We start from the raw sequence: 23,894 nt of genomic DNA on the forward strand, positions 1-23,894 counted from the left end.
CTGGTATCGGCTGCGCGCACCCCTGAGCGCCGATTGCGCATTGGAACATCTTCTGCCAGAAAAGCCAGCAATAGGGAGCGTATCATATGGTTGACGAACTGATTTCGGCTTACGGCGATAATTTCATGGTCGCTGCCTTGGGGGTCGCTCTCGGGCTCCTCTGCCTCTTCATCGTCTTGTGGTTACTGCGCAACCGAGCGCCCTCGCCCTTTGTGCGCGGCGGAAGAAACCGGCAGCCGCGGCTACAGGTTCTCGATGCCGCCGCCGTCGACACGCGCCGCCGCATCGTCCTCATCCGCCGCGACAATGTCGAGCACCTCGTGATGATCGGCGGTCCGACGGATATCGTCATCGAGAGTGGCATCGGCGATGACCGCGCCTATTTGTCAACCGTGGCAGTTCAGGCAAGCGAGCGCGAGACGATTCCGGCCAAGAGCGTTGCAGAGCCCGTTTTGGTGGCGCCGACCGAGCGTCCGTTACCTGTCATGCCCGCCATCGCCGAGACCACGCCGAAGGCTGAGGCCGACCCCGCACCCAACGCTTCCCCGACGCCTGAGATGCTCCAGCCACCGATCCAGGTCGAACGTCGCGGACAACCGGCTGCGCCGGCAATGCGCGCGCCAGACGTTACGCCGCAATCCGCGCCCATGTTCGCATCCACGGAGGCACCCCGGCAAGTTCGAATGGAAACCCCAGTGGCCGCTCCAGTCGTCGCAAAAGCGATGACCAAACCTGTGGAGCCGAGCCCCACTCCCGCGGTCGACGTCGGTACACTGCGTGCGGAGGAACGCACGCCACGCAGCACGTCTCAGCCAACCAACTTCGCAAGCGAACAGCTTGTCCCTCCGGTTACGGCAACAGCCGCGCAGGCGGATATCGCTCCGCTTGCTGCCGCCTTCAGCGCGGCAACCGCCACGGCTGGACCGGTGATGGCAATGGCAACCACGTTGCCAGAGAAGGTGGAACCCGTAGCAACGATCGCGCCACCAATGGCACCGATCATGCCTGCGGCGCAGATCCCGACATTCTCCACGTCGGCCACCTCCCATCCGCGGGCAGAAATCGCGATCAATGCGCGAGATGATCGCGCTGGAACCATCGATCAGGCAGCCATCCCAGACATTCGGCCAGAGATCTCGGCCACTGAGGAAACCGCACCACAGATCGAGGCACCTCAGGCACCATCGTCGCTCCGCGAACCGGTTTTCAGCCTCGACCATTCGGTCGAGCCTGAATTTGCAGCACCAGTCGTGACCGTGGAACCTGTTTCGGACGAACGCGACGAACTGGAACACCTGTCAGCAGCGAGGCCGTTGCCACAGCGCACAGAGCCGACCTTGGAGAGCGCACCGCTCAAGACCGAAATCCCGGATGTCGAGGCAGTGCTCGAAGCCGCCCGGCAAAAGGTTTTGGCACCGGAACCCCGTCGCGAACCACGTCCTTTCGAAGCCGAACGTTTCACGAGCAAAACCGTAACGCCATTCGCGGCAGCCGCCGCCGAAGAGCCAAAACGCGACATCAGCGAATTCGAGCGCGTGCTTGAAGAGGAGATGGCCCTGCATCTTGCCGCCAGCCCCACGCCGGGCCCTGCGGCCGCTGGTCCAAGACCCGCCGTCTCGCAGGTTGTGCCTGACGTTCTGACTGAAACGCCACGCCTGCCTATGGACCTCATTCTTGGCGAGCGCCGGCAGAATGCTGTGGATGACTCAAAGCTGACACCCGATGCGGAAAGCGCCAACGAACCCAGCCTGCAAAACGAAATAGCCCGTATCTTCGGAGAGATGTCGGCGAGCCGCAATCCGTAAGTCAGGATCAATACTCGACCCAAACGACAATCGGCCCGCCTTGCGGCTGGCCGATTGAAAACAAGGCAGTGAAATTGACGAGATCGCCGAGACCTCGACAATTTCAGCCCCCCTTTGTCCAGAGATCATTCGTCGCGATAGACTTTTTCGCGCCGTTCATGACGCTCTTGCGCCTCTATCGACAAGGTGGCGATTGGACGAGCATCAAGCCGCTTCAATCCGATCGGCTCGCCGGTTTCCTCGCAATAGCCATAGGTGCCATCGTCGATGCGCTGAAGCGCCGCGTCGATTTTGGAGATCAATTTGCGCTGCCGGTCACGGGCGCGCAATTCGATGGCACGGTCTGTTTCGGAGGAAGCCCGATCGGCGAGATCAGGATGATTTGCGCTTTCTTCGGCCAGGTGATCGAGTGTCTCCCGCGCTTCGCGGAGGATCTCATTCTTCCAGGCGACGAGCTTGGCTCTGAAGTAGGCACGCTGGCTAACATTCATGAACTCGTCGTCTTCCGACAGAACGTAGCTGCTAAGATCGATCTTCTCACTCAACGCGATTCTCCTGAAGAACATCTCACTGGGCGGGTGTATATCCTTTCATTGCAAGCGGTTCAAGCCTTGCAAGCATTGAAGACACCTTTTTAAGTCTGTCACAATTTTCAGCTAAACTGCTATTTTTTAAGCATTAATTTTTGAGAACTGGTCGACACCAGAGACTTCCCCTTACGCAAGCCACTGTTGCTGCCCAACCAGCGGACAGTTGACGCGGAGGGGCGTAAGCAGCTAGGTCAGAGCTCGTTGATCTCATGCGGAACCGACGGATGACGCCCTTCCTTTCGCCTCCCACGCGCCTTTATCTGCTGCGTCATGCCAAGTCGGGCTGGGCCGAGCCGGGCGGTCGCGATTTCGACCGAACACTTTCCGACGCCGGTTTCGCCGAAGCAGAACTCGTTGCGGACGCTGCCGCAGATCGTGGCTACCGACCGGAACTCGTCGTAAGCTCCACCGCCAGGCGATGCCGTCAGACGTTCGACGCTTTCGGACGCGCCTTTCCAGGCCTGGAAGAGGTTCGTTTCGTCGACGAACTCTACAATGCGCCAGCAGATACCTATCTTGAACTTCTGGGCGCGACGCGCGGCGTCCAGTCTCTCATGTTGATTGGGCACAATCCGGCGATGGAAGAAGTCTTAGCTCATCTTTGCGGCCATGACGTCGTCGGACGGACAATACCGGACGGATACCCAACCTCAGGCCTCGCAGTCCTGGAAGTGGCCGACAAAACATGGGCGCTGAAGGATTTTCTGATCGGCTGACGCCTCCCGGCAGACAGACGCGACGCCGCCCTCTTTTTCCATGTTGATCGAGATCCTATATCGGAGACTGCCGACGCAGAGCCCTGCTTCAACATGACGACCAGCAAACCCTAGTAGGATATGACATTGCCGCCATCGCTGAGTGGACTTGTCGACGAAGCCGCCATCGCCTTCGACAACATCGCCGACCGCGCTTCGGGTCTTGTCAATCCGACGATCAGACTGGGTGTCACCGGCCTGTCGCGTGCTGGAAAAACGGTCTTCATTTCGTCACTGGTTCACAACTTGCTGCATGGTGGCCGCCTGCCGCTATTCGAACCCTTGCGTTCCGGTCGGATCGCCAGCACCCGGCTTGAAGAGCAACCAGACGACGCCGTGCCCCGTTTTCAATATGAGGACCACATCAGGGCACTGGTCCATGACCGGATCTGGCCAGATTCGACTCGCGCGATATCAGAGCTACGCCTCACGATCGACTATCGGAGCGCCAGCACCTGGTCGCGGATGCTTTCACCAGGTCGCCTGTCGATCGACATCGTCGACTATCCGGGCGAATGGCTGCTCGACTTGCCCTTGCTGGATCAGGACTACCGGACATTCAGCGAGACGACCGCAGCGCTGTCCGTATCAGGCGTCCGTGCGGAACTGTCGCGGCCGTGGCGCGAGCTGGCATCAAACCTCAATCCTGACGCCCCTGCCGATGAGATGACGGCAAGACGCCTGGCAGAAACCTTCACCACCTATCTGAGGCTCTGCAAATCAGACGAACGGTCCCTGTCCACGCTGCCTCCCGGCCGCTTTCTGATGCCGGGTGATCTGGAAGGCTCACCTGCCCTTACCTTCGCTCCGCTTCCTGTCCTGGCCGACGGCACTGCCCCCAAGGGTTCGTTGCGTGCGATGATGGAAAGGCGGTTCGAGGCGTACAAGTCTGTGGTGGTCAAACCTTTCTTTCGCGAGCATTTCGCCCGGCTCGATCGGCAGATTGTTCTCGTCGACGCCTTACAGGCGCTCAATCGCGGCCCCGAAGCTGTACAAGACCTGGAACGCGCCCTTGGCGATGTCCTCGCCTGTTTTCGTGCGGGCTCCAACAACATCCTGACCTCGCTCCTTCGCCGTCGGATTGACAAGGTTCTGGTTGCGGCAACAAAGGCCGATCACTTGCACCATGAGAGCCATGACCGGCTGGAAACGCTGACACGTCGACTCGTGAACCGGGCGGTGCAGACCATCGGTTCCACCGGCGCCGGGATCGAGGTCATGGCAATTGCTTCGGTTCGGGCAACACGTGAGGGAAATGTTCGCCAGGACGGCCACGACCTGCCGGTGATCGTTGGTACACCCATAAAGGATGAGCGCATCGGCGACGAGATCTTCGACGGTGAACGCTCGACTGCAGTCTTTCCGGGCGACCTGCCGATCGATCCAGAGGCTTACTTTCGGTCGGTTGATGCCGGCGAGAGCGCCGCCGCACTCGCGGATCTGTCCATTGTCCGCTTCCGCCCGCCGCTTGTCGACAGGAAGGGATCGATCAACCTGTCTGTGCCGCATATCCGGCTTGACCGCGCCCTTCAGTTCCTGCTGGGAGATCGCCTCGCATGACGCGTCCAAAAGATCCATCTTCGACCGAAACTGGACAAGACAAGCCGCGCCGACCCGCTTCCTTTGCCGTCGCAAGCGATGAGAGCACGAGCGCCTCGGCTCAAAGCCCTGCCCGCGCACCGCGCAGCTTTGCCGCACCCGTCGAGATCGTCCCTGATGACCAAGACCCATTCATCGCCGGCACGGATGTCACCGAAACGCCTCAAGCTACCCCTCGCAAACGACGCTTTTCATTTGCCAAGCTGGCAGCCGGCGCCTTCAGCCTGCTTCTGTCACTGGCGATTGGCCTTTGGACCGACCAGTTGATCCGGGATCTGTTCGCACGTGCCGACTGGTTGGGCTATACCGCAGCCGCGGCTGCCTTTGTCGGCCTTGCAGCCGTCCTGGGCCTCGTTGTGCGGGAGGGCCTCGGTCTCTATCGCCTTGAAGCCGTCCAGTCGCTGAAGGCACAAGCCGAAGCCGCTTCCGCATCACGTCTGCGGCCTCCGGCACAATCCGTTGTTGACAAGCTTGTGTCTCTGGTCGGCCATCGTGCCGAGACGGCCCGCGGCGTGGCCGCGCTCACCGCATCAAAGGACGACATTATTGACGGCCCCCAGCTGATAGAGTTGGTCGAGCGGGAACTTCTGTCACCCCTCGACGCACAGGCCCGTAGCCTGATTCTGAACTCTGCCAAACGCGTCTCGGTCGTAACAGCCGTCAGCCCCCGTGCAGTTGTCGACCTCGCCTATGTCATCTTCGAAGTGGTGAGGCTTGTGCGCGCCATGGCAGAGCTCTATGGCGGCCGTCCAGGCTCTCTTGGCATGCTACGATTGCTGAGGGATGTCATCGCGCATTTGGCGGTCACTGGCTCGATTGCTGTCGGCGACGGCATTGCCCAACAGGTCCTCGGTCACGGCCTTGCCGCACGGCTTTCAACACGGCTCGGTGAAGGGGTAATCAATGGCCTGATGACGGCACGAATCGGTATCGCAGCCATGGACCTCTGCCGCCCCCTGCCTTTCCGGGCCAACAAGCGACCGGGAATTGGCGACTTCGTGTCAGATCTCACACCTTCGGTAACGGGAAGAGGCAGCAACACGACCACCTGAGAGCGGTCGCGACTTGACCTGTGACGTTTGTCGATTGTATCAGCGGAGACGAAAGGGTAATGCAATAATACATTAACCATTTTCCGGCTACCGTATGTGCGGGCTCACTGGTTTCTCGTACCAAGGTTTATCGATGTCTATTTGCTCCACTTCGACACTCGGCCGTTGCGCCGCGATCCTCGCCGCGGTGGCTCTGACACCGGCAACCGTTGCCGATGCGGCTTCGCGCGACAAGCGCTTCTTCGAATCCGTTGCAGGCATCTGGAAGGGGCCGGGAGAAATTGTCGCGGGCAAGTACAAAGGCACCAAGTTTACCTGCAACCTGACCGGCCTGGCCGCCGAAGGCCGGGAAACCGGCCTCAAGCTCGACGGCACTTGCCGCGTCGGCGTATTCAGCCAGCCAATGTCGGCCGTCATCTCGAACAAGGGTGATGGCTATAAGGGCCAGTTCCTTGATGGCGCAGATGGCAAGGGTCTCGATATCGTCTCCGGCCAGGTCGCCGGCAATCGTGCCGTGATGGGCATCAATCGCGCCAAGTTGAACGGCGCAATGGTGGCGCGCCTCGATGAAGATGATTCGATGAACATCACAATTTCAGTCAAGGTTGAAGATCAAATGATCCCGGTCATCGGCCTCAAGCTGAACCGTCAGGACGTCGCGCAGGCTTCAAACGACTAAGCGCCTTTTGAAACTTGAATGCTTACACGATCAACCGCGCCACCAGGCGCGGTTTTCGTTTGCAACCTGAATTCCCGTCTGATCACTCGCGCTCAACCAAGAAGCAACGCTGCGCCCAGACACGGCGAGATCAGGACGAATGTCCGCCAGGGGCAACAAGACGAACGCCCTCTGCGTCATGCGTGGATGCGGCAGCGTCAGAACGTCCACATGCAGTTCAATATCGCCATAAGTCAGGATATCGATATCGATCGTCCTTGGACCCCAACGCTCTGAGCGCACACGCTTCATCTCACGCTCAATGTCGAGACACGCAAACAGCAGAGCCTCAGGCTCAAGACGCGTCTCGATCGCGGCGCAAGCATTGTAAAAATCCGCCTGATCCGTCTTGCCCCAGGGCGGCGTTCGATAGAGCCTGGACACGTCGAGCACACGACAGTCCTCCCGCTCATCCAGACGCTGCAAGGCATGCGCCATTGCGGCCGCCGGATCGCCGAGATTGCCGCCAAGACCAAGCGTCGCGAAATGCCACATGTCAGGCTCTGAACTGCTCAACGCTCACCTGCACATGGTCGAGGATGCCGGCGATCGGAGCACTCGGCTTGCGCACAGTGGCACGCACACGCAGAATTTCCGGAAACCGGTCGAGCAAACCGCGCGCAATTGCAAGCGCCAGAGCCTCGATCAACTGCCGACGCGCACCCGTCACGATTTCTTCAATGACCTGAAACGCAATGCCGTAGTGCACGGTCCCATCGAGCGTATCGGTCTCGGCGGCAGCCTCCGCATCGACATCGAATTCTGCATCGACAAAAAAGCGCTGCCCAAGCACTGCCTCCTCGGCGAAGACACCGTGATGGGCAAAGAAACTACAGTTCTTCAAGGTAATGGTGAAGATGGCCGCCATGTCAGGCGTGTCCTCCCGATTGTTCAGGCGCGCCGATTGCACGGCGCGCAGCGAGCATAGCATCGGCGACCAGCAGCGCATCCCGGTTCATCGCGACATTATGGACACGGAAAACGCAGGCACCAGCCATACGAAGGGCAACAGTGGTGGCGGCGGTCGCCACATCCCGATCCACCGCATCGCGACCTGTCAGGGCACCGAGGAAGCGCTTGCGCGAAGTACCCACCAAAAGCGGCAGTCCATAGGCTCCGAGTTCTTCGATACGGGCCATCAGACCCCAATTTTCCTGCGGCGTCTCCTTGGCAAAGCCAAATCCTGGATCGAGCACTATGGCTTCGCGACGCACGCCGGCTCGTTCTGCAATCGCGAGCGAACGATCGAGAAATGCAAACTGATCCGCGATCGGATCAGAAAGCCGCTCGCGATCGCGGCCCGTATGCATGATGCAGAGGCCAGCGCCCGCAGCAGCAACGACCTCGGCCATCGCCGGATCCCGCTGCAAGCCATAGACATCATTGATGATATGAGCACCGGCATTGAGAGCGGCAGCCGCAGTATCGGCTCTGTAGGTATCGACGGAAATCAGCGCATCGGTCGAGGCGACAAGTTCTTCGATCACCGGAATGATCCTGGCCTGCTCCTCTTTCGCATCCACTCCGGCCGCGCCCGGCCGCGTGGATTCCCCGCCGACGTCGAGAATGGCCGCACCTGCCTCAAGGCAGCCACGAGCATGACGGACGGCTGCGTCCGTCGTTGCGTGCAGTCCGCCATCGGAAAAGGAGTCCGGAGTCACATTGACGATCGCCATCAGCGCGCCAATCTCACCCAACGGCAAGGAGCGCCCATGGCCAAGCTGCCAGATAAACTTGTTATCGATTGTCACCGGGCCTCTGTCGTGTTCGAGGAAAAGCTGCAAGGGTGGAAATCGCCTTCCGGCTCGGCTATGCCCGAAGGCTTCGGGGAATACAACATTGCGGATTGAAGAATGAAGAGAATACCCCGCCTCCGAACCGTTCTAATGATTGCATGTCTGGTTCTCGCCGTTTCTCCCGCAGCTCGTGCCGAAACGGTCGTGCGCAAGACAATCACCTATTTCGACATCGGCGGACGGAGTGCAGCAGATCTTGACGCGGAGTTGAGCCGCAAAGGACCACTGACCCAATCGACTGGTGGTCGTCATCCGGGCGCCACACAGATCCGCTTCGGCGGCGACGTGACCTACGCCCACAGCGCCGGTCGCTGCGCGATCGATGACGCAACTGTGACCTTGAAGACGAAACTAATTCTGCCCCGATGGAAGAACCGCCGGCGTGCCAATGCCGATCTGGGGCTGATCTGGGATGCCTTGTCCGCCGACATTAAACGTCATGAAGAGCGTCATGCCGAGATTGCCAAGCAGCATGCCTATGAACTCGAGCGCCGATTGAAGCGCTTGCGTCCGGAGGTGGACTGCGACCGGCTACAGGACCGCGTTTCTCTGGTGACGGAGGAAGTGACCCAGGCGCATGACAGAGCGCAGATGACGTTCGACCGAATCGAATCGAAAAATTTCGAAGACAGAATGATTCGGATCCTGCGCTACCGCGCACAAACGCGGCAGAAGCCGTAAAAAGTCATCCCGAATTTTTGCCAAGCGCAGATGCATGGCTGCACCAGCTTGCCCGAAACTTGCGCCGCCACCTGTGAATAACTGGCAATTTGTGAGCGTAGAACTTGCGTGAAAACTGAAATAAGGTTGTGCTCAATCAACTTGCAGCAGCAACCTCATCCAAGTTCTCCCAGGCGCGTTCTGGTGCCGCAGGTGTTTCCTCCCTCGCCTGCCTGGCGATGCGCCCAATTGCCCCGCTCCCGCAAAAGCGAGAGCGGGGCTTTTTTAGGAAAGCTCAGCCCTGCCGCTCCGGCACATGCACGACGAGACCATCAAGATCAGCCGTAAGCTTGATCTGACAGGAAAGACGCGAGGTCGGTCGGACATCAACGGCAAAATCCAGCATGTCTTCTTCCATCGGCGACGGAGTCCCGACCTTGGCGGCCCAACCATCGTCAACATAGACATGACAGGTAGCGCAAGCACAGGCACCACCACATTCGGCATCGATACCCGGCACCGAATTACGAACGGCATTCTCCATGACCGTCGACCCATCCTGGGCCGCGATGTCGAAACGGGTGCCGTCGAACGCGACAATGGTAATATTGGCCATACTGTTAACCCATGCTCCGCTTGATTTTTACACGGGCGATGTCTTCCCCCAAATCCCGGGGGCAGTCAACACGCCCGACCATGCGGCCAATTGGCGGTCAATCCAGCCGCAAGCCTCTCAACGAGCAAGCTTCAAGATGAAGTGCTCAGCCGCAAGAACGGCAGCGCTGACGCTCGCGACGGTATCGGGCGTCACGCCCTTGGTTTCAATCAGTTCCGCAGCGGTGACGACATCCAGAGCGCCAACAGTCAGCGCCGAATTGCGCAACCGGGTTGCCGCCTGACGGGTTTCCGCCTGCGATGACCCGGCCGACAATGTCAGCAGGCAGCCGCGGGCCTGGCGGGCAAAGCCCTGCAGGAGTTCAAGTTCTGCTCCCTTGTCACCGCGCGTCTGCACGGCAATGGCAATCAGGTCGACCGGCCGAGTCTTGCTCGAGCCGGGTGCCCGTATGACATCTGGAGCCTCAAAGGCGATGTTCAGAGCCGCAGTCATGGAGGCCGTCCTTCCGTTATCCACTTCAAAGTTCCGGACGGCACAAATGACATGAGACCATCGACACCAGGTTAAGTGTCCCAAGACGGGACAGAAAAACCTGCCAATATGGTTAATGCTTTCGAACACGCGGGGATTAAACGGTTTTCCGGCTAAACCAAGGTTGAAATACTGTTAACAAGGGCAGAGGTGCTCCCCCGTCACCAAGCGCATTAATTGTATAAAAACCCCGAATGTGCCACTACGATACGGTAGTACGGGTCTGTAGCGGCAACTTGCATTGGATGCGGGCAGGAAAATATCGGGCTTGGGCGGGCTGGGACCACACATTTGGCCAGTTTCAGGTCTGAAAGGTGCCGCGTTCATTGTGGCGGTGAACAAGCAGCCGGTGTACGAAGGTGTGATCGGTGTCACGGACATGGAGCCAGACAGCGGTCGGCGTCACCGAATATGAGTGGTAACGAGGCGTAACCCTATGGCGAACAAGAAGTCTGACTCGATCGATGAAAGTGCGTTCCAGGCACTGGAAGCGGCGCTGAGCATCGACTTCGAAGACGAGGCGGCCCCTTCATCGAAGCAGGGCCCGCACGGCGATTCGGAAACGTTGGACGGCGGCACAAAAAAGCGCACGGCGGCAAACAAGCCATCGGACAAGCGCACCCCGCGTTCCGAGATGCAGTCGGAGCCGGCACCTAAGGCACCGAACCTCGCAGCCGCAAACGATGCCACACGTCGCCCGACCTCCGTTCTGTTGCGCCAGCTCGAAAGCACCTCGATCAGCCACGCAGTTCGCAATGCAACCGTCATATCCGCTCTGTGGATCCTCGGCGCACTCGGCCTCACACAATTGCTCTACGGCGCAACGATCTGGCAGGCCGACAGCGTAGCCGAGGTCCTGGCCGCGCCTGGCCTGGTCGCGATTTTCGTCGGCACATTCCTGCCGATCATGCTTTTCTACGCCTTCGCCATCATGATGGCCCGTGCCCATGACCTGCGCAATGCCGCTCGATCCATGGCGGAAGTCGCACTCCGCCTCTCCGAGCCGGAAACGATCGCGACAGAGCGCATCATGACCGTTGGTCAGGCCGTTCGCCGCGAAGTCTCCGCGATGAATGAAGGCATCGAGCGCACAATCGCCCGCGCCACCGAGCTCGAAGCTCTGGTCCACGCCGAGGTTACCGCACTTGAACGCAGCTACACCGACAACGAATTGCGCGTCCGCAGCCTCGTGCATGAACTGGGCGCCGAGCGCGATGCGATCGTCAACCACGCCGAGCGCATCCGCTCCTCGATCGTCGGCGCGCACGACCAGCTGAAGGAAGACCTTTCGCTCGCAACGGAAGAGATTTCCGTCCGCCTGCAGACCTCGGGCGAGGCCTTTGCCTCGATGATCGACACGCGCGCGGCGACACTGATGGAAAAGTCGGATGCTGCGGTCAACGCACTCGGCTCGCTCCTCGCTCACAAAACCGACAACATGGTCCAGACGCTGGCTGCATCCGGGATCTCGCTGTCGTCCGAATTCGACACACAGCTCAAGAGCCTCACCGATACGCTCGGCGCCCGCGGCCGCGAACTGCTGACCGAATTCGAGACCCGCGCCTCGACCCTCGACGCCAACACCGAAAAGCTGAATTCGGCTCTGCATGATCGGGCCCGCCAGCTTAATGAAACGCTGCTTGAGCGCACCCGTGACATCGCCGAGAGCCTGAAGAGCGGCGAACGCAACATTTCCGGCTCGCTGGACGAAGTCCTGTCGACCCTCAACCTGTCGCTTGAAGAACGTGGCAAGAGCTTTCGCCAGAGCCTGCAGGCAAGCGCCGATGACGCCATCGTCGACATGGATCTGCGCTCGGGGCTGTTCGAGGAACGCTTCCAGACGACGATTGGCCAGATCAACACCACCTTCGATGACCGCGTCGCCGAATTCGCCAGCGCCTTCGACCAGCGCGCCGGCACACTCGACAGCAAGCTCATGGAGAGCCTTGCCCGCATCAACGAGACCGTCAATGGTGGCTCCGAGTCGATCGAAGGCATCCTGACGTCCAGCATCGACCGCCTGGGCACCACCCTCACCGACCAATCCCTGGCCCTCGCGCTGAGCCTCGACACGAACCATCAGATGATGGACGAAACACTGTCGAGCCGCGCTCAGGAAATCGCCGATGCGATGTCGGCACGCGCCGCAGCGCTGACGGAAGGTCTGGAGACAGCCAAACGCAGGATCGAACAAGTCCTCGAAGAACGTGGCGGCGCCCTCTCCAGCGCGATCGTGGACAACCAGAGCCGCTTCGAAGAAACCTTGTCGAGCCGCGCCGAACAGGTGGTCAATGCGCTCGAGTCAAACCAGGATCGGCTTGCCGAGACTCTGGACGCCAAGAGCCGCAGCCTCGCCTCGCTGCTCGAAACCAAGAGTGCCGAGATCGCCGATACGCTCGAAACGAAGAGCCTTGAACTCGACATCACACTTTCTGGTCGCAATGCTGGTCTTACCGAAGCATTGGACGCCACGAGCCGCAATCTCGCCTCTCTGCTGGATGCGAAGAGCGCGGAAATTGCCGACACGCTCGAGACCAAAAGCCTCGAACTCGACCTGACCCTGACGGCCCGTAGTGCCGACCTTTCCGAGACCCTTAACGAGAGCCAGCGCCGCCTCGACCAGAGCCTCGAACAGCGCGCAGCCGGCATCATCGAAAGCGTCGCTGACGCCGACCGCCGCATCGATTCAGCCTTTGCCGACAAGGTCGATGTAATCCGTACGGCCTTTGGTGAAAATCAGGACCGGCTGGACATGTCGCTGGCCAGCCATACGAGCTATCTCGCATCGACCCTGGAAGACGCTTCCGCCACCCTGTCCCGCACCCTCGGCGACAACACCGGCAAAATCGTTGACGTGGTCACGTCAGGTGTGAACGACATCGACAACCGTCTTGTCGGGACCCACGAGCAGATCCGCGACATCCTGGAAGGCCGCGCCCAGGCAATCGCCCAGACGCTCGACAACGGCCAGCGCTCGATTGCCGACACGCTGGGCACCGCCCAGACCACCATGGCCGACACGCTGGGCAGTGCACAGCAGGCGCTCGCCACGACACTGGGCGATGCCCAACAGGCTCTCGATCACACGCTCAGCGAACACGGAACGTCGATCGGGGCATCGGTCGCGGCCGGCGCGAGCATGCTGGAGATGAGCCTTGAAGATCACGAGGAAAGCCTGCGCAAGGCCATCGACGACAGCAGCCGCATGCTCGATGACCGCCTGCGCGGCACTGCCGGCGCGCTGACCGAACAGATCCGTGATGCCGCAGGCGATATCACGCGCTCGGCCCAGGACTTCTCCGGCGTGGTAGAACAGTCCGTCAGTGGCATGACCTCGCGTCTCGACGAGACCAGCTCGCGTATCGAGCAGAGCCTCGGCACGCTGGAAGACCGCCTGCGCAACGGTCTCGACGGCGTCGACGCACGCGTCAACGATGCCGGCGAGAAGTTCGCGGCCCGCCTCGATGACAAGGTCTCGATCATCGAGCGCGTCAGCCAGGAATCCAGCATGCGGGTTGCCCAGGCCCTGGACGATGGCGCAGCCAAGGTCGCAGATACATTCGACACGCGCACGACCCAGATTGACGAACGTCTGAACACCATGGACCGCGCTTTGAGCGTCGGCCTTGAAAACGTCAATCGCACTATCGAAGGCAAGGCTGCCGGCCTCGCCGCGGCCCTGCGCAGCGCCGTGACCGATGCCGCCAGAGACCTCGATGCCGAAGCACAGCGCTCCGTTGAACGTCTGGCAGCCAGCGGCAACCGCCTGACCGAGCAGCTCGACGAACGCAGCACAGCTCTCAGCCGCACAGTCGAGGAACAATCCGACGAGCTCGCACGGCGCATCACAGACACGCAGAACCGTCTTGCTGGCCAGGCGGCCATGGTGGCGGAAACCTTCTCCCAGGCTGGCGACGTCATTGCCAACAAGGTGTCCAGCGCCGAAGCTCTGGTCAGCGCTCAGGTTTCGAACCTCACCGGCACACTCACGGACGTCACCTCGACGCTCGAGCAGCGTGCTGCCGCCATTCGTGATGCGATCTCGGGCAATACCCAGGAGCTCAGTGCATCGATGGATGCCGTCGAAAAGGCGCTGGAAGCCCGCGGCAACTCGATCCGCAACGTCCTCGACGATCGCACGCGCGAACTGAACTCGATGCTGTCGACCCGCTCGGCCGAATTGTCGCGCCTGATCGACGAGAAGGCCATGCCGGTCATCGAAACCTACGCCCAGACCGGCCGTGTCGCGGCAGATCAGATCAGTGCGGCGGCCGCCCAGAGTGCGGACCGCCTGCGCGCGGAAAATCAGGCCCTTGTCGGCGCCATCAACGAACGCACAGAGCGAGCTGTCGCCTCGCTGTCGAATGCCGAGCAGAATCTGGTCGCCAGCGCAACGCAGCTGATCGACCGCCTCGGCGACAGCAATGCCGGGATCGCCAACGTCATCGAACAGGCCGTCGGCAGCATCAGCGCGCTGGACAGCCGCCTCGACTCGACAGCCGCACAGTTCAACGAGACGGCTGGCAAGGCGACCGACCTCATGTCGACTTCCAACCGCCTTCTCAGCGATCAGCTTGGCCGTCTCACGACCGTATCCGGCGAAACCCTGTCGCAGGTTTCTTCGATTGTCGGTCGCTTTGGCGACCACACCAAGGTCCTTGGCAAGGCTTCGGAATTGCTCTCAGCAGCACAGTCCAATCTTGTCGGCACCCTTGAGGAGCGCCAGCAGGCACTTCGCGAGCTGTCGGTCGGCCTGGTCAAGCGCTCTGAAGAGATCGAGACCACAATGCAGGGCCTCGGTCGGATGGTCGAAACCGCCTTCGACCGCGCCGAGCAGCGCTCTGGTCAGATGGCCGGCAATCTGCGCCAGAGCGTCCAGTCGTCCTTCACCGACATCGGCCAGATCCTGAGCGAGACCGAAAAGCGTGCCCAGGGCACGGCCAACACTATGCGCGATGCCCTGCTCTCTGCTGAGAAGGAAGCGCATCTTTCGATCGAAAAGACCCTGTCGGAAGCCGAACAGCGTTCCGCAGCCCTGTCCGATCGTCTGCGCGGCGGCCTGTCGACGTCACTCGCCGACATCGACCACCTGCTGCAGGAAGCTGGCCGCCGTTCCGAAGGTGCTGCCTCGACCCTGCGCGAAGCCATGCGCCAGGCCGTTGAAGAAGCCGTGGCCCGCTTTGCCGGTGCAACGGACGAGATCCGTCGCTCGGCTGGTGACATCCGCAAGGAACTCGACATGACGCGCGACGAACTAAAGCGCGGCGCCTTCGATCTTCCTGAAGAGGCCAAGGAAAACGCAGCGGCCATGCGCCGTGCGGTTTCCGAGCAGATCAAGGCTCTCCAGGACCTGTCGCAGCTCGTGGGTCGCACCAGCCAGAACCTGGAAATCTCCGAACCGGTGGCACAGCGCGCATCAGCGCAGGCTGAAGTCCGGCGCGCAGCCACGGGCCAGATCACCTCGCAGGCCCGCCCGACAGAAACCTTTGCCCTGCGTGGCAGCCTTGACGCCACTGATGCCTCTGCACAACCTGCAGCCCGTGGCGAAGGTGGCGGCTGGATCAGCGACCTGCTGCGCGCAGCCTCGCGCGATGAAGCCTCGGAAGCGGCCCCGACCCGGCCTGCTCCCGTCGCCCCACGCGCAGCGCAGGAACCTGCACCGGCCGCACGCCAGGGTGACAACCGAAACCCGCGCCACATGGTTGAATCGCTGAATTCGCTGTCTGTCGACATCGCACGCGCCATCGATCATGAAGCCTCTGTCGATCTGTGGCGTCGCTATCAGCGCGGCGAGCGCGACATCTTCACCCGTCGCCTCTACACGTTGAAGGGTCAGCAGACCTTTGACGAGATCAAGCGCAAGTACGATCGCGAGCCGGAATTCCGCGTCGCCGTCGACCGCTACATCGCCGATTTCGAAAAGCTGCTCGGCGACGTCGCCCGCACCGACCGGGACAAGACGATTACCCAGTCCTACCTCACCTCCGATACCGGCAAGGTCTACACGATGCTGGCACATGCCGCAGGCCGCTTCAGCTGAAGCAGAGGCTGGCCGAAGGCTTGAACCGACCACCTGATCTAATTGAAAAACCCCGGATCGCGTCGCGATCCGGGGTTTTTCAATGGGTGCCTGTAAAGTCGCCGGTCAGATAGACTTCAGTGTCCATGCCACGATATCGGCTGTCACCGTAGCAAAGGCCCTATCCAGAGCCTCGACATAGTCGGCATTGCTGCTGCTTGCCGAGCGGGCTTCTGCGCGGAAGCTGCGCTGCGCCTTAACGGAGCCATTGCGGTCATTGAGAAGTTTTACCGAAATCTCCACAACCCCACGATCGCCACCGCTCGCGACCACTTCAAATGTGCGAACATCGGTCACCAGCTGGTAGTCGATCGCCAGGCCCTGGCCAGGTCGCCCGACACCACCCAGACGTCCAGTGTTCTCGAAGGCCTCGATCAAGTTGGACTGCACAACGCGGGTGAGCCGGTCGCTCCACTGTGCCTTGCTCAGATAGCGGATTTCAGAACCCGATACGCGAACGAGGATCTGCTCGCTATCGAGCGCCTTCAACGCCACTGGATCCGCCACCAGCAATTGCCGTGATCGAGCCGACGCCGTTGTTGCGACATCGACAGGTGAAGCCGAGAGGTCAAACGTATCGTTCACCGCAGACGAACTGCATCCGGACAGGCCCAACAACCCGATTGCCAGAACGGAAGGGAGCAATGCGCCTCTCGTTCGGTTCGTCGGCCGCGATGCGGCATGAGCCGTAAACATCATCATTGCTGCTTTTCCCTTCAGCCCTGTCATCGACGCGTCCGCCCGTCGAATTCCTTGACCGTGTCGCCGCCGAAGAGGAGACGTTGCGGATCCTGATCGAAATTGGTGATGGCGTCGTTCAACCCGCGCACGGTCTGGCGCGTGTCGTTCACCAGTGTCTGGATGTCGCGCAACCCGCTGCTCGAGAAGCGCTGGAGATTTTCGGCGATCGGCCCGATACGCGAATTCAGGTTCTCCGCGGCCTCGCGGATCGTGACCAGCGTCTTGCGCGCTTCGGCACTGAGGGAATCTGCTTCGCCGGATCCAAGGAAGGCATCAACCTTCTTCAGGATGCCGTCGACCTGCGTGGAGGCATTATTCAGACGGTTCGCAAGCTGCGTGAAGTCGTCGATTGCGCGGTCGATATCGCCCTTGCGATCGGCAAAACTGTCGGACAACTCGCGGAAATTCGCCAGTGCCTGTCGCGCATCACCGGTTGCAACCGACACATCATCAACCACGCGCCCGATCTTCTGGCTATCAACCGCAGCAATGAGCGCATCGACGCGCGTCAGCGTCTGGTCAGCATTATTGCCGAAGCGACGGAAGGTGTCGGATGTCTCCTTGAAACTGTCCATCGTCGGGCCGACCCTGTCGGAGGCCGAGGCAAAGCTTGCTGTCGCACGCTCGGTATTGCTGAGGATCTGGTCGATCTTGTCGGAATTCAGCGCCTTGAACAGTTCTTCGGCAGCGCCCAATGTCGCGTCAAGGCGACCGGACAGGCCCGAGACCGAATCCGAAAGCGCACTGACGCTGCTCAGGAACTGATCGATCCCCTTTGCATTGTCAGCAAGCGACTTTGAAAAGGTCTCGGCATTGCGAACCGTGTTCGTCAAAGGCGCACGCGCATCCACAATAAAGCCCTGGAGCTCGCCGATCGCATCATCGGCCCGCTGGAGAATGCGGTCTGCCGTCGACAGAAGGTTTGTCACGCTCGACTGATCTGCCATCAGCACGGCAGGCTCTCCGGTATCCAGCGCCCGGCGAAGAATACGTTCACCGGAGCCGCTTCCTGCACCCGAGAGTTCGATATAGGCCGCACCCGTCAGGCCCTGGATCTCCAGTACAGCCTTGGTCGTGGCGGTCACCGGTGCATCTGCGCGCACCTCGGTAAAGGCCACAGAGAACTGCGGGTCTTCGTTGTCGATATAGAGATTGCGCACCGAACCGACAGCAATGCCGTTGAAACGCACTGCAGATCCGACAGTCAGCCCGTTGGCAGACCCCGGAATGCGGATGGCAAGCGGCGCCATGGGACCACCGCGACCATATTCAGCCATCCAGTAGACGAAGCCGAAAGCCGCCGCGATCACCAGCATGGTGAAAAAGCCCACGATTGTGTAATTGGCTTTGGTTTCCATAGGTCACTCTACCGGATGTCTGGCGGATGCATCCGCACGGGGAATGGAACGGGCGCGCTTGCCCTTGAAATAGGACTGCACCCAGGCATCATCGAATGCGAGCATGTCGTCCAGGGTTCCTTCGACAAGAACCTTCTTTTGTCCGAGCACCGCGATACGGTCGCAGACGGAAAACAGACTGTCGAGATCGTGAGTGACCATGTAGACGGTCAATCCAAGCGTATCGCGCAATTGGGCAATCAATTCGTCGAACTCGGCAGCGCCGATCGGGTCGAGACCGGATGTCGGTTCATCAAGGAAGACCAGATCCGGGTCCAGCGCGAGCGCGCGCGCCAGCGCCGCGCGCTTGATCATGCCGCCGGAGAGTTCCGAAGGGTAGCGATCAGCGGCCTCTGGCTTCAGTCCCACCAGTTCGATCTTGAGATAGGCCAGTTCATCCATAAGCCACTGCGGCAGATCGAGATATTCCCGCATCGGCAGCTGAATATTTTCCTTCACCGTCAAAGACGAGAAAAGTGCGCCATGCTGGAAAAGAACCCCGAGCCGCGTGTCGAGCATCATGCGCTCGACATCGCTCACGGCATCATAGTCTGCACCCAGGATCTCGATCCTGCCTGAGCGGCGCGGCAGCAACCGGAGAACCGTGCGCATGAGAACCGATTTTCCGGCCCCTGACGCCCCAACGAAGCCGAGGATCTCACCGCGATAAATGTCGAGGTTCAAATGGTCGAGGACAATATTGTCGCCGAAGGCAACCGTCAGGTCCTTCACCGACAGGATGGGCTGTCGGACCTTCGTCTTCTGTGCGGTCTCATCACGCATTCCGCACCTCAGAACTCGATTGCTGCGTAGAACATGGCGAACAGACCGTCCACCAGGATCACGACGAATATGGATTTGACGACGGAGGCCGTGACATGTCGACCGAGCGACTCGGCACTGCCGCCCACCTTCATGCCCTCAACCGCGGCAATGATGCCGATGATCAGTGCCATGAAAGGCGCCTTGATCATTCCGGTGGCAAGTGTCGAGTAGTCGACTGCCTCATGCAAACGGCTGAGAAACACTTCGAACGTGATCCCCGAATATCCCCAGACCACAACGGCTGCACCGAACAAAGCTGCGAAATTTGCAAGGATCGTCAACAACGGCAAGGCGATCGTCAGCGCCACAAGCCTCGGAAAGACAAGAACACCGATCGGGTTGAGACCGATGACCTTCAACGCATCGATCTCCTCCCGCATTTTCATCGAGCCGATTTCGGCCGTGATAGCACTGCCCGAGCGACCGGCAATCATGATCGCAGTCAGAAGCACACCGATTTCACGCAGCTGGAGAATGCCGACGAGGTCGACGACAAAAACTTCCGCGCCGAAATAGCGAAGCTGAAAGGCTCCTTGCTGGGCAATGATCGCGCCGATCAGGAAGGACATGAGAAGAATGATCGGAACGGCGCGCACGCCCATATGGTCGAGCTGATTGACCACGGATGCAGGTGATACGCCCGCGCCGCGTCCAAGCTTCGTTTGGGCGCCGCGCACGGCCGACCCCAGGACGAACATCATCGCCACCAGATCGTCCCAGAGCGAGATGGTTGCCCGACCAACGGGCTCGAAAATGCGATCGACGAGCCGCCGGTCATCCACCGATTTCTCGGGCGCCTGGACGCGCTCAGGCAGCGCCTCGATCATCTCGCGCATTTCTGCGGTGCCGCCCGTGATCTCGATGGCACGGCCCTGGGCGTTGCGTTGCGCGACGAAACGGCGGACCAGCCACGCCCCGGCCGTATCCATGGCCGTTACGTCAGTCAGATCGACAACTTCACGACGTCGGTCATCGGTATCAACCAGATCGCCGGCGCTCCTGACCACGGCACCGATCTGGTTGTTTTTCCAGCTGCCCCCAAGCCGAATGAGGCGCTGCTCGCCGGCGCTCTCGTCGATATCGATGCGGGCTGAATCAGGTTGAACCGATGTCAAGGAGTGGCAGCTTCCCAAGATGCAGACCGGCGAATCCAAGCCGGCCCCGAAACTAGAACATGGCGCGCACTATAACGACCCGCGTCGCGGATGTAATCCTTAACGAAACCCTAAGCACAAGATGTTGCTCGTTTGGCGGGACCATTGATTTCTTTGCAACAGTAACGGCATTCACGCCGCCCGTATGCCTTCGTCGCGCGCAGCCTCGCCAAGACCAGCAAGCGAGACCGGCACCATCTGCGGCTCGCCTGACATGCGAGCAGCCGATTCGCTTACGCGACCAGCCCAGGAGATGAGTTCAAGCCGACCGTCATGGTGTTCGGCAATGGCAGTGCAGCTCTCCACCCAGTCGCCGGTATTGACGTAGTGGATGCCGTCGATGTCTTCCATCACCGCGTGGTGGATATGACCGCAGATCACACCATCGACGTCGTTGCGCCGGGCTTCTTCCGCCACGACCTTCTGAAATTCGCCGATAAAGTTAACAGCATGTTTCACCTGCAGTTTCGCCCAGGCTGAAAAAGACCAGTAGGGCATGCCGAGGCGCCGGCGGACTGCCGCGAGGATGACATTGATCGCAATCGCCGTGTCATAGGCCCAGTCACCGAGATAGGCGAGAAGACGGGCATTTCGCACAACAACATCAAATTCGTCGCCATGCAGAACGAGATACTTCTTGCCGTCTGCCATTTCATGGATCATTCGCTCGGCAACTTCGATGCCACCGAAGTGTGTGCCGGGGAAGCCGCGCAGGAACTCGTCGTGATTGCCCGGAATATACACAATCCGGGTCCCTTTGCGCGCCTTGCGCAGCAGTTTTTGAACCACATCATTGCAGGGTTGCGGCCAGTACCAGCTCCGTTTCAGGCGCCAGCCGTCGATGATATCGCCGACCAAAATGATCGTCTCGGCCTCATGGATACGCAGGAAGTCGAGCAGGAAATCCGTCTTTGCCGCCTTCGATCCGAGATGAACGTCGGAGATGAATAGGGTGCGGAAATGACGCGCGTCACTCTCTGTTTCCACGGGCTTCGTCCTTTCATACTGTCACGCTAGCGCTTAACCAGACTCGTGTTGCAGGATGATGACATGCCCTTCTCGCCTTCCTTCCCGGGCACCGGCGAATGGCGTCTGCGGGAACGAATGGTGGAACTAAAGTCTACCACTGCTGGACATTTCGTGTATGACGTTGACGGTATTGACGACATGAAACGCCCGGTGGACTGATGAATTCCGACGAGACGAACAAGCAGCAATCTGTGAACCCGACCGCTGACCTGGACGAACAGGCCCTCTTCTATCATCGGTATCCGCGACCCGGAAAACTGGAAATCCAGGCGACAAAACCGCTCGGCAACCAGCGTGACCTGGCCCTGGCCTATTCACCGGGCGTCGCTGCTCCCTGCCTCGCCATCAAAGACGATCCGGCTGCTGCCGACGACTACACCGCGCGCTCTAATCTCGTTGCCGTCATCTCCAACGGCACCGCCGTGCTCGGCCTTGGCAATATCGGCCCATTGGCCTCCAAGCCGGTCATGGAAGGCAAAGCCGTTCTATTCAAGAAGTTCGCCGGCATCGATGTCTTCGACATCGAAATCGATGCGCCAAGTGTCGAACAGATGGTCTCGACCATATCTGCCCTTGAGCCGACCTTTGGTGGCATCAATCTCGAAGACATCAAGGCGCCGGAATGTTTCCAGGTCGAAGACCAGTTGCGCGAGATGATGAACATTCCGGTCTTCCATGACGACCAGCATGGAACCGCAATCATTGTTGCCGCCGCCATTCTGAACGGGCTCGAGCTCGCAGGGAAGTCGATTGCCAACGTCAAGATCGTCGCATCCGGCGCTGGCGCCGCTGCACTGGCCTGCCTCAACCTGCTGGTGATTTTGGGAGCAAAGCGCGAGAACATCTGGGTCCATGATATCGAGGGGCTTGTCTATAAGGGCCGCAACGAGCTCATGGATCGCTGGAAAGAAGTCTATGCGCAAGAGACCGATAAACGCTCGCTTCACGAATCAATTGAAGGCGCGGATGTCTTCCTTGGTCTCTCCGCCGCCGGCGTCCTGAAACCTGAACTTCTCGCCCAGATGGCGCCAAAGCCGCTGATCATGGCGCTCGCCAATCCCAAGCCCGAAATCATGCCCGAAGAGGCACGCGCAGCGCGTCCGGATGCCATGATCTGTACCGGACGCTCGGATTTTCCGAACCAGGTCAACAACGTCCTGTGCTTCCCGTACATCTTCCGCGGCGCACTGGATTGCGGCGCCACCACGATCAATGAAGAGATGAAGATGGCGGCCGTGCGCGCCATTGCGGCGCTTGCCCGCGAGGAAGTCTCGGAAGTCGCGGCCCGCGCCTATAGCGGCGAGACCCCCGTCTTCGGACCTGATTATCTGATCCCCTCACCTTTCGATCCGCGTCTCATTCTGCGCATCGCTCCGGCCGTTGCTCGCGCTGCTGCCGAAAGCGGTGTCGCCCGCCGGCCAATTGCCGATTTTGACACCTATCTCGATCAACTCAACCGCTTCGTCTTCCGCTCCGGCTTCGTGATGAAGCCGATCTTTGCTGCGGCAAAGACGGCATCAAAGAAGCGCGTCATCTTTGCAGAAGGCGAAGACGAACGCGTACTGCGCGCAGCCCAGGTCCTGCTCGAGGACGGGATCGGCGAACCGATTCTGATTGGCCGTCCGCAAATCATCGAGACACGCCTGAAGCGTTACGGCCTCAGGGTGCGTCCCGGCGTCGATTTCCAGCTCGTCAATCCGGAAGACGATCCGCGTTATCGCGACTATGTCGATGAGTATTTTGCGCTTGTCGGCCGTGCAGGAATCAACCCAGAAGCCGCCCGCACGATCGTGCGTACCAACACCACCGTCATTGGCGCGCTTGCCGTCAAGCGCGGCGATGCCGATGCGCTGATCTGCGGCGTCGAAGGACGCTACGACCGCCATGTGAAGGACGTTCGCCATATCATTGGTAAGCGTCCGGGCGTGCGTGACTTCTCGGGCCTCAGCCTGCTGATTTCCCAGCGCGGCGCCATCTTCCTGACCGACACCTTCGTCACCGACGATCCGACCGCGGAAGAAATTGCCGAAATGACGGTCATGGCGGCCCACGAAATCCGCCGCTTTGGGATCACTCCGAAAGCCGCACTCCTGTCGCATTCCAATTTCGGTTCTCGACCTTCGGCCAGCGCCAGCAAGATGCGGGCAGCCCTTGAAATCATCCGGGCGGAAGCACCAGAGATCGAGGTTGATGGCGAAATGCAGGGTGGCTCGGCCTTATCGGAAGTCTTGCGGAAACGCGCCATGCCCGACAGTACGCTGACGGGTGAAGCAAACCTCCTGGTCTTCCCGAACCTCGATGCCGCAAACATTTCGCTCGGAATCGTTCGCACCATGATGGATGCCTTGCATGTTGGCCCAATATTGCTTGGGGCGGCCATGCCGGCGCATGTACTCTCGTCTTCGGTCACCTCGCGTGGGGTCGTCAACATGGCAGCGCTCGCCGTGGTCGAAGCGTCTCAGCCTGTCGCCTGATTGCTCTTGAGAACCGTCGGCATCGCCCAGGCCGGAATTCGTGCCAGATATTTTCAGAACCGAAGCATTATAC

19 protein-coding genes are annotated in these 23,894 nt (G+C 60.2%); 8 read left to right on the top strand and 11 right to left on the bottom strand.

Going from position 1 to position 23,894, the window contains the following annotated elements; genetic code table 11:
- Window positions 1-86: 86 nt before the first annotated feature.
- Complete coding sequence (locus tag IP76_RS13150; protein ID WP_054158674.1) at window positions 87-1,805, top strand: flagellar biosynthetic protein FliO; 1,719 nt, start codon at window positions 87-89, stop codon at window positions 1,803-1,805.
- A 125-nt stretch (window positions 1,806-1,930) separates the two neighbouring features.
- On the opposite strand, the gene dksA is transcribed toward IP76_RS13150, so the two are convergent.
- Entirely contained in the window at window positions 1,931-2,350 is a 420-nt protein-coding gene (gene dksA / locus IP76_RS13155; RefSeq protein WP_054158675.1) for an RNA polymerase-binding protein DksA, read from the bottom strand.
- 269 nt (window positions 2,351-2,619) lie between these two features.
- Between dksA and IP76_RS13160 the strand changes: the two genes are divergently transcribed.
- The 4 genes from IP76_RS13160 (at window position 2,620) to IP76_RS13175 (ending at window position 6,480) form a co-directional block, all read left to right on the top strand.
- Window positions 2,620-3,111, top strand: coding sequence for a histidine phosphatase family protein (locus tag IP76_RS13160; protein ID WP_054158676.1), 492 nt, complete (start codon window positions 2,620-2,622; stop codon window positions 3,109-3,111).
- A gap of 126 nt (window positions 3,112-3,237) precedes the next feature.
- Window positions 3,238-4,710 (top strand): YcjX family protein, encoded by a 1,473-nt coding sequence (locus IP76_RS13165; protein WP_054158736.1) that lies wholly within the window; start codon window positions 3,238-3,240, stop codon window positions 4,708-4,710.
- Window positions 4,707-5,801 carry a YcjF family protein gene (locus IP76_RS13170; protein WP_054158677.1) on the top strand — a complete coding sequence of 365 codons (1,095 nt, stop codon included), beginning with the start codon at window positions 4,707-4,709 and terminating at the stop codon, window positions 5,799-5,801. Before IP76_RS13165 ends, IP76_RS13170 begins: the two co-directional genes overlap by 4 nt.
- A 133-nt stretch (window positions 5,802-5,934) precedes the next feature.
- Complete coding sequence (locus IP76_RS13175; protein ID WP_054158678.1) at window positions 5,935-6,480, top strand: hypothetical protein; 546 nt, start codon at window positions 5,935-5,937, stop codon at window positions 6,478-6,480.
- 30 nt (window positions 6,481-6,510) lie between these two features.
- On the opposite strand, the gene folK is transcribed toward IP76_RS13175, so the two are convergent.
- The 3 genes from folK to folP are packed head-to-tail and all read right to left on the bottom strand — an operon-like array spanning window position 6,511 to window position 8,195.
- Window positions 6,511-7,014 (bottom strand): 2-amino-4-hydroxy-6-hydroxymethyldihydropteridine diphosphokinase, encoded by a 504-nt coding sequence (folK, locus tag IP76_RS13180; RefSeq protein ID WP_054158679.1) that lies wholly within the window; start codon window positions 7,012-7,014, stop codon window positions 6,511-6,513.
- Between the two features lies 1 nt (window position 7,015).
- On the bottom strand, window positions 7,016-7,387 hold the full coding sequence (folB, locus tag IP76_RS13185; protein ID WP_054158680.1) for a dihydroneopterin aldolase: 372 nt from the start codon (window positions 7,385-7,387) through the stop codon (window positions 7,016-7,018).
- A 1-nt stretch (window position 7,388) separates the two neighbouring features.
- Window positions 7,389-8,195 carry a dihydropteroate synthase gene (gene folP / locus IP76_RS13190; protein WP_082352531.1) on the bottom strand — a complete coding sequence of 269 codons (807 nt, stop codon included), beginning with the start codon at window positions 8,193-8,195 and terminating at the stop codon, window positions 7,389-7,391.
- Window positions 8,196-8,372: 177 nt separating this feature from the next.
- On the opposite strand from folP, the gene IP76_RS13195 reads away from it, so the two are divergent.
- Complete coding sequence (locus IP76_RS13195; protein ID WP_054158682.1) at window positions 8,373-8,996, top strand: DUF922 domain-containing Zn-dependent protease; 624 nt, start codon at window positions 8,373-8,375, stop codon at window positions 8,994-8,996.
- 274 nt (window positions 8,997-9,270) lie between these two features.
- Here the strand turns inward: IP76_RS13195 and IP76_RS13200 are convergent, their stop codons facing one another.
- Window positions 9,271-9,591 (bottom strand): 2Fe-2S iron-sulfur cluster-binding protein, encoded by a 321-nt coding sequence (locus tag IP76_RS13200; RefSeq protein WP_054158683.1) that lies wholly within the window; start codon window positions 9,589-9,591, stop codon window positions 9,271-9,273.
- 117 nt (window positions 9,592-9,708) lie between these two features.
- On the bottom strand, window positions 9,709-10,083 hold the full coding sequence (locus IP76_RS13205; protein WP_054158684.1) for a hypothetical protein: 375 nt from the start codon (window positions 10,081-10,083) through the stop codon (window positions 9,709-9,711).
- Between the two features lie 475 nt (window positions 10,084-10,558).
- On the opposite strand from IP76_RS13205, the gene IP76_RS13210 reads away from it, so the two are divergent.
- Window positions 10,559-16,162 carry a hypothetical protein gene (locus IP76_RS13210; protein ID WP_054158685.1) on the top strand — a complete coding sequence of 1,868 codons (5,604 nt, stop codon included), beginning with the start codon at window positions 10,559-10,561 and terminating at the stop codon, window positions 16,160-16,162.
- Between the two features lie 105 nt (window positions 16,163-16,267).
- Here the strand turns inward: IP76_RS13210 and IP76_RS13215 are convergent, their stop codons facing one another.
- The 5 genes from IP76_RS13215 to IP76_RS13235 all read right to left on the bottom strand — a co-directional run bounded on the left by IP76_RS13215 (window position 16,268) and on the right by IP76_RS13235 (window position 21,305).
- Window positions 16,268-16,897: an ABC-type transport auxiliary lipoprotein family protein gene (locus tag IP76_RS13215; protein ID WP_054158737.1), complete on the bottom strand. Its 630-nt coding sequence runs from the start codon at window positions 16,895-16,897 to the stop codon at window positions 16,268-16,270.
- Window positions 16,898-16,926: 29 nt separating this feature from the next.
- Window positions 16,927-18,300: an MlaD family protein gene (locus IP76_RS13220; protein ID WP_054158686.1), complete on the bottom strand. Its 1,374-nt coding sequence runs from the start codon at window positions 18,298-18,300 to the stop codon at window positions 16,927-16,929.
- Between the two features lie 3 nt (window positions 18,301-18,303).
- Entirely contained in the window at window positions 18,304-19,122 is an 819-nt protein-coding gene (locus tag IP76_RS13225) for an ABC transporter ATP-binding protein (protein WP_054158687.1), read from the bottom strand.
- Between the two features lie 8 nt (window positions 19,123-19,130).
- Complete coding sequence (locus tag IP76_RS13230; RefSeq protein ID WP_054158688.1) at window positions 19,131-20,279, bottom strand: ABC transporter permease; 1,149 nt, start codon at window positions 20,277-20,279, stop codon at window positions 19,131-19,133.
- Between the two features lie 171 nt (window positions 20,280-20,450).
- Window positions 20,451-21,305: a UDP-2,3-diacylglucosamine diphosphatase gene (locus tag IP76_RS13235; protein ID WP_054158689.1), complete on the bottom strand. Its 855-nt coding sequence runs from the start codon at window positions 21,303-21,305 to the stop codon at window positions 20,451-20,453.
- 200 nt (window positions 21,306-21,505) lie between these two features.
- Between IP76_RS13235 and IP76_RS13240 the strand changes: the two genes are divergently transcribed.
- A complete protein-coding gene (locus tag IP76_RS13240; protein ID WP_054158690.1) occupies window positions 21,506-23,821 on the top strand; it encodes an NADP-dependent malic enzyme in 2,316 nt (771 codons plus the stop codon).
- Window positions 23,822-23,894: the final 73 nt, after the last annotated feature.

The organism is Rhizobium sp. AAP43, assembly GCF_001296045.1.
Taxonomy (GTDB): Bacteria; Pseudomonadota; Alphaproteobacteria; order Rhizobiales; family Rhizobiaceae; genus Allorhizobium.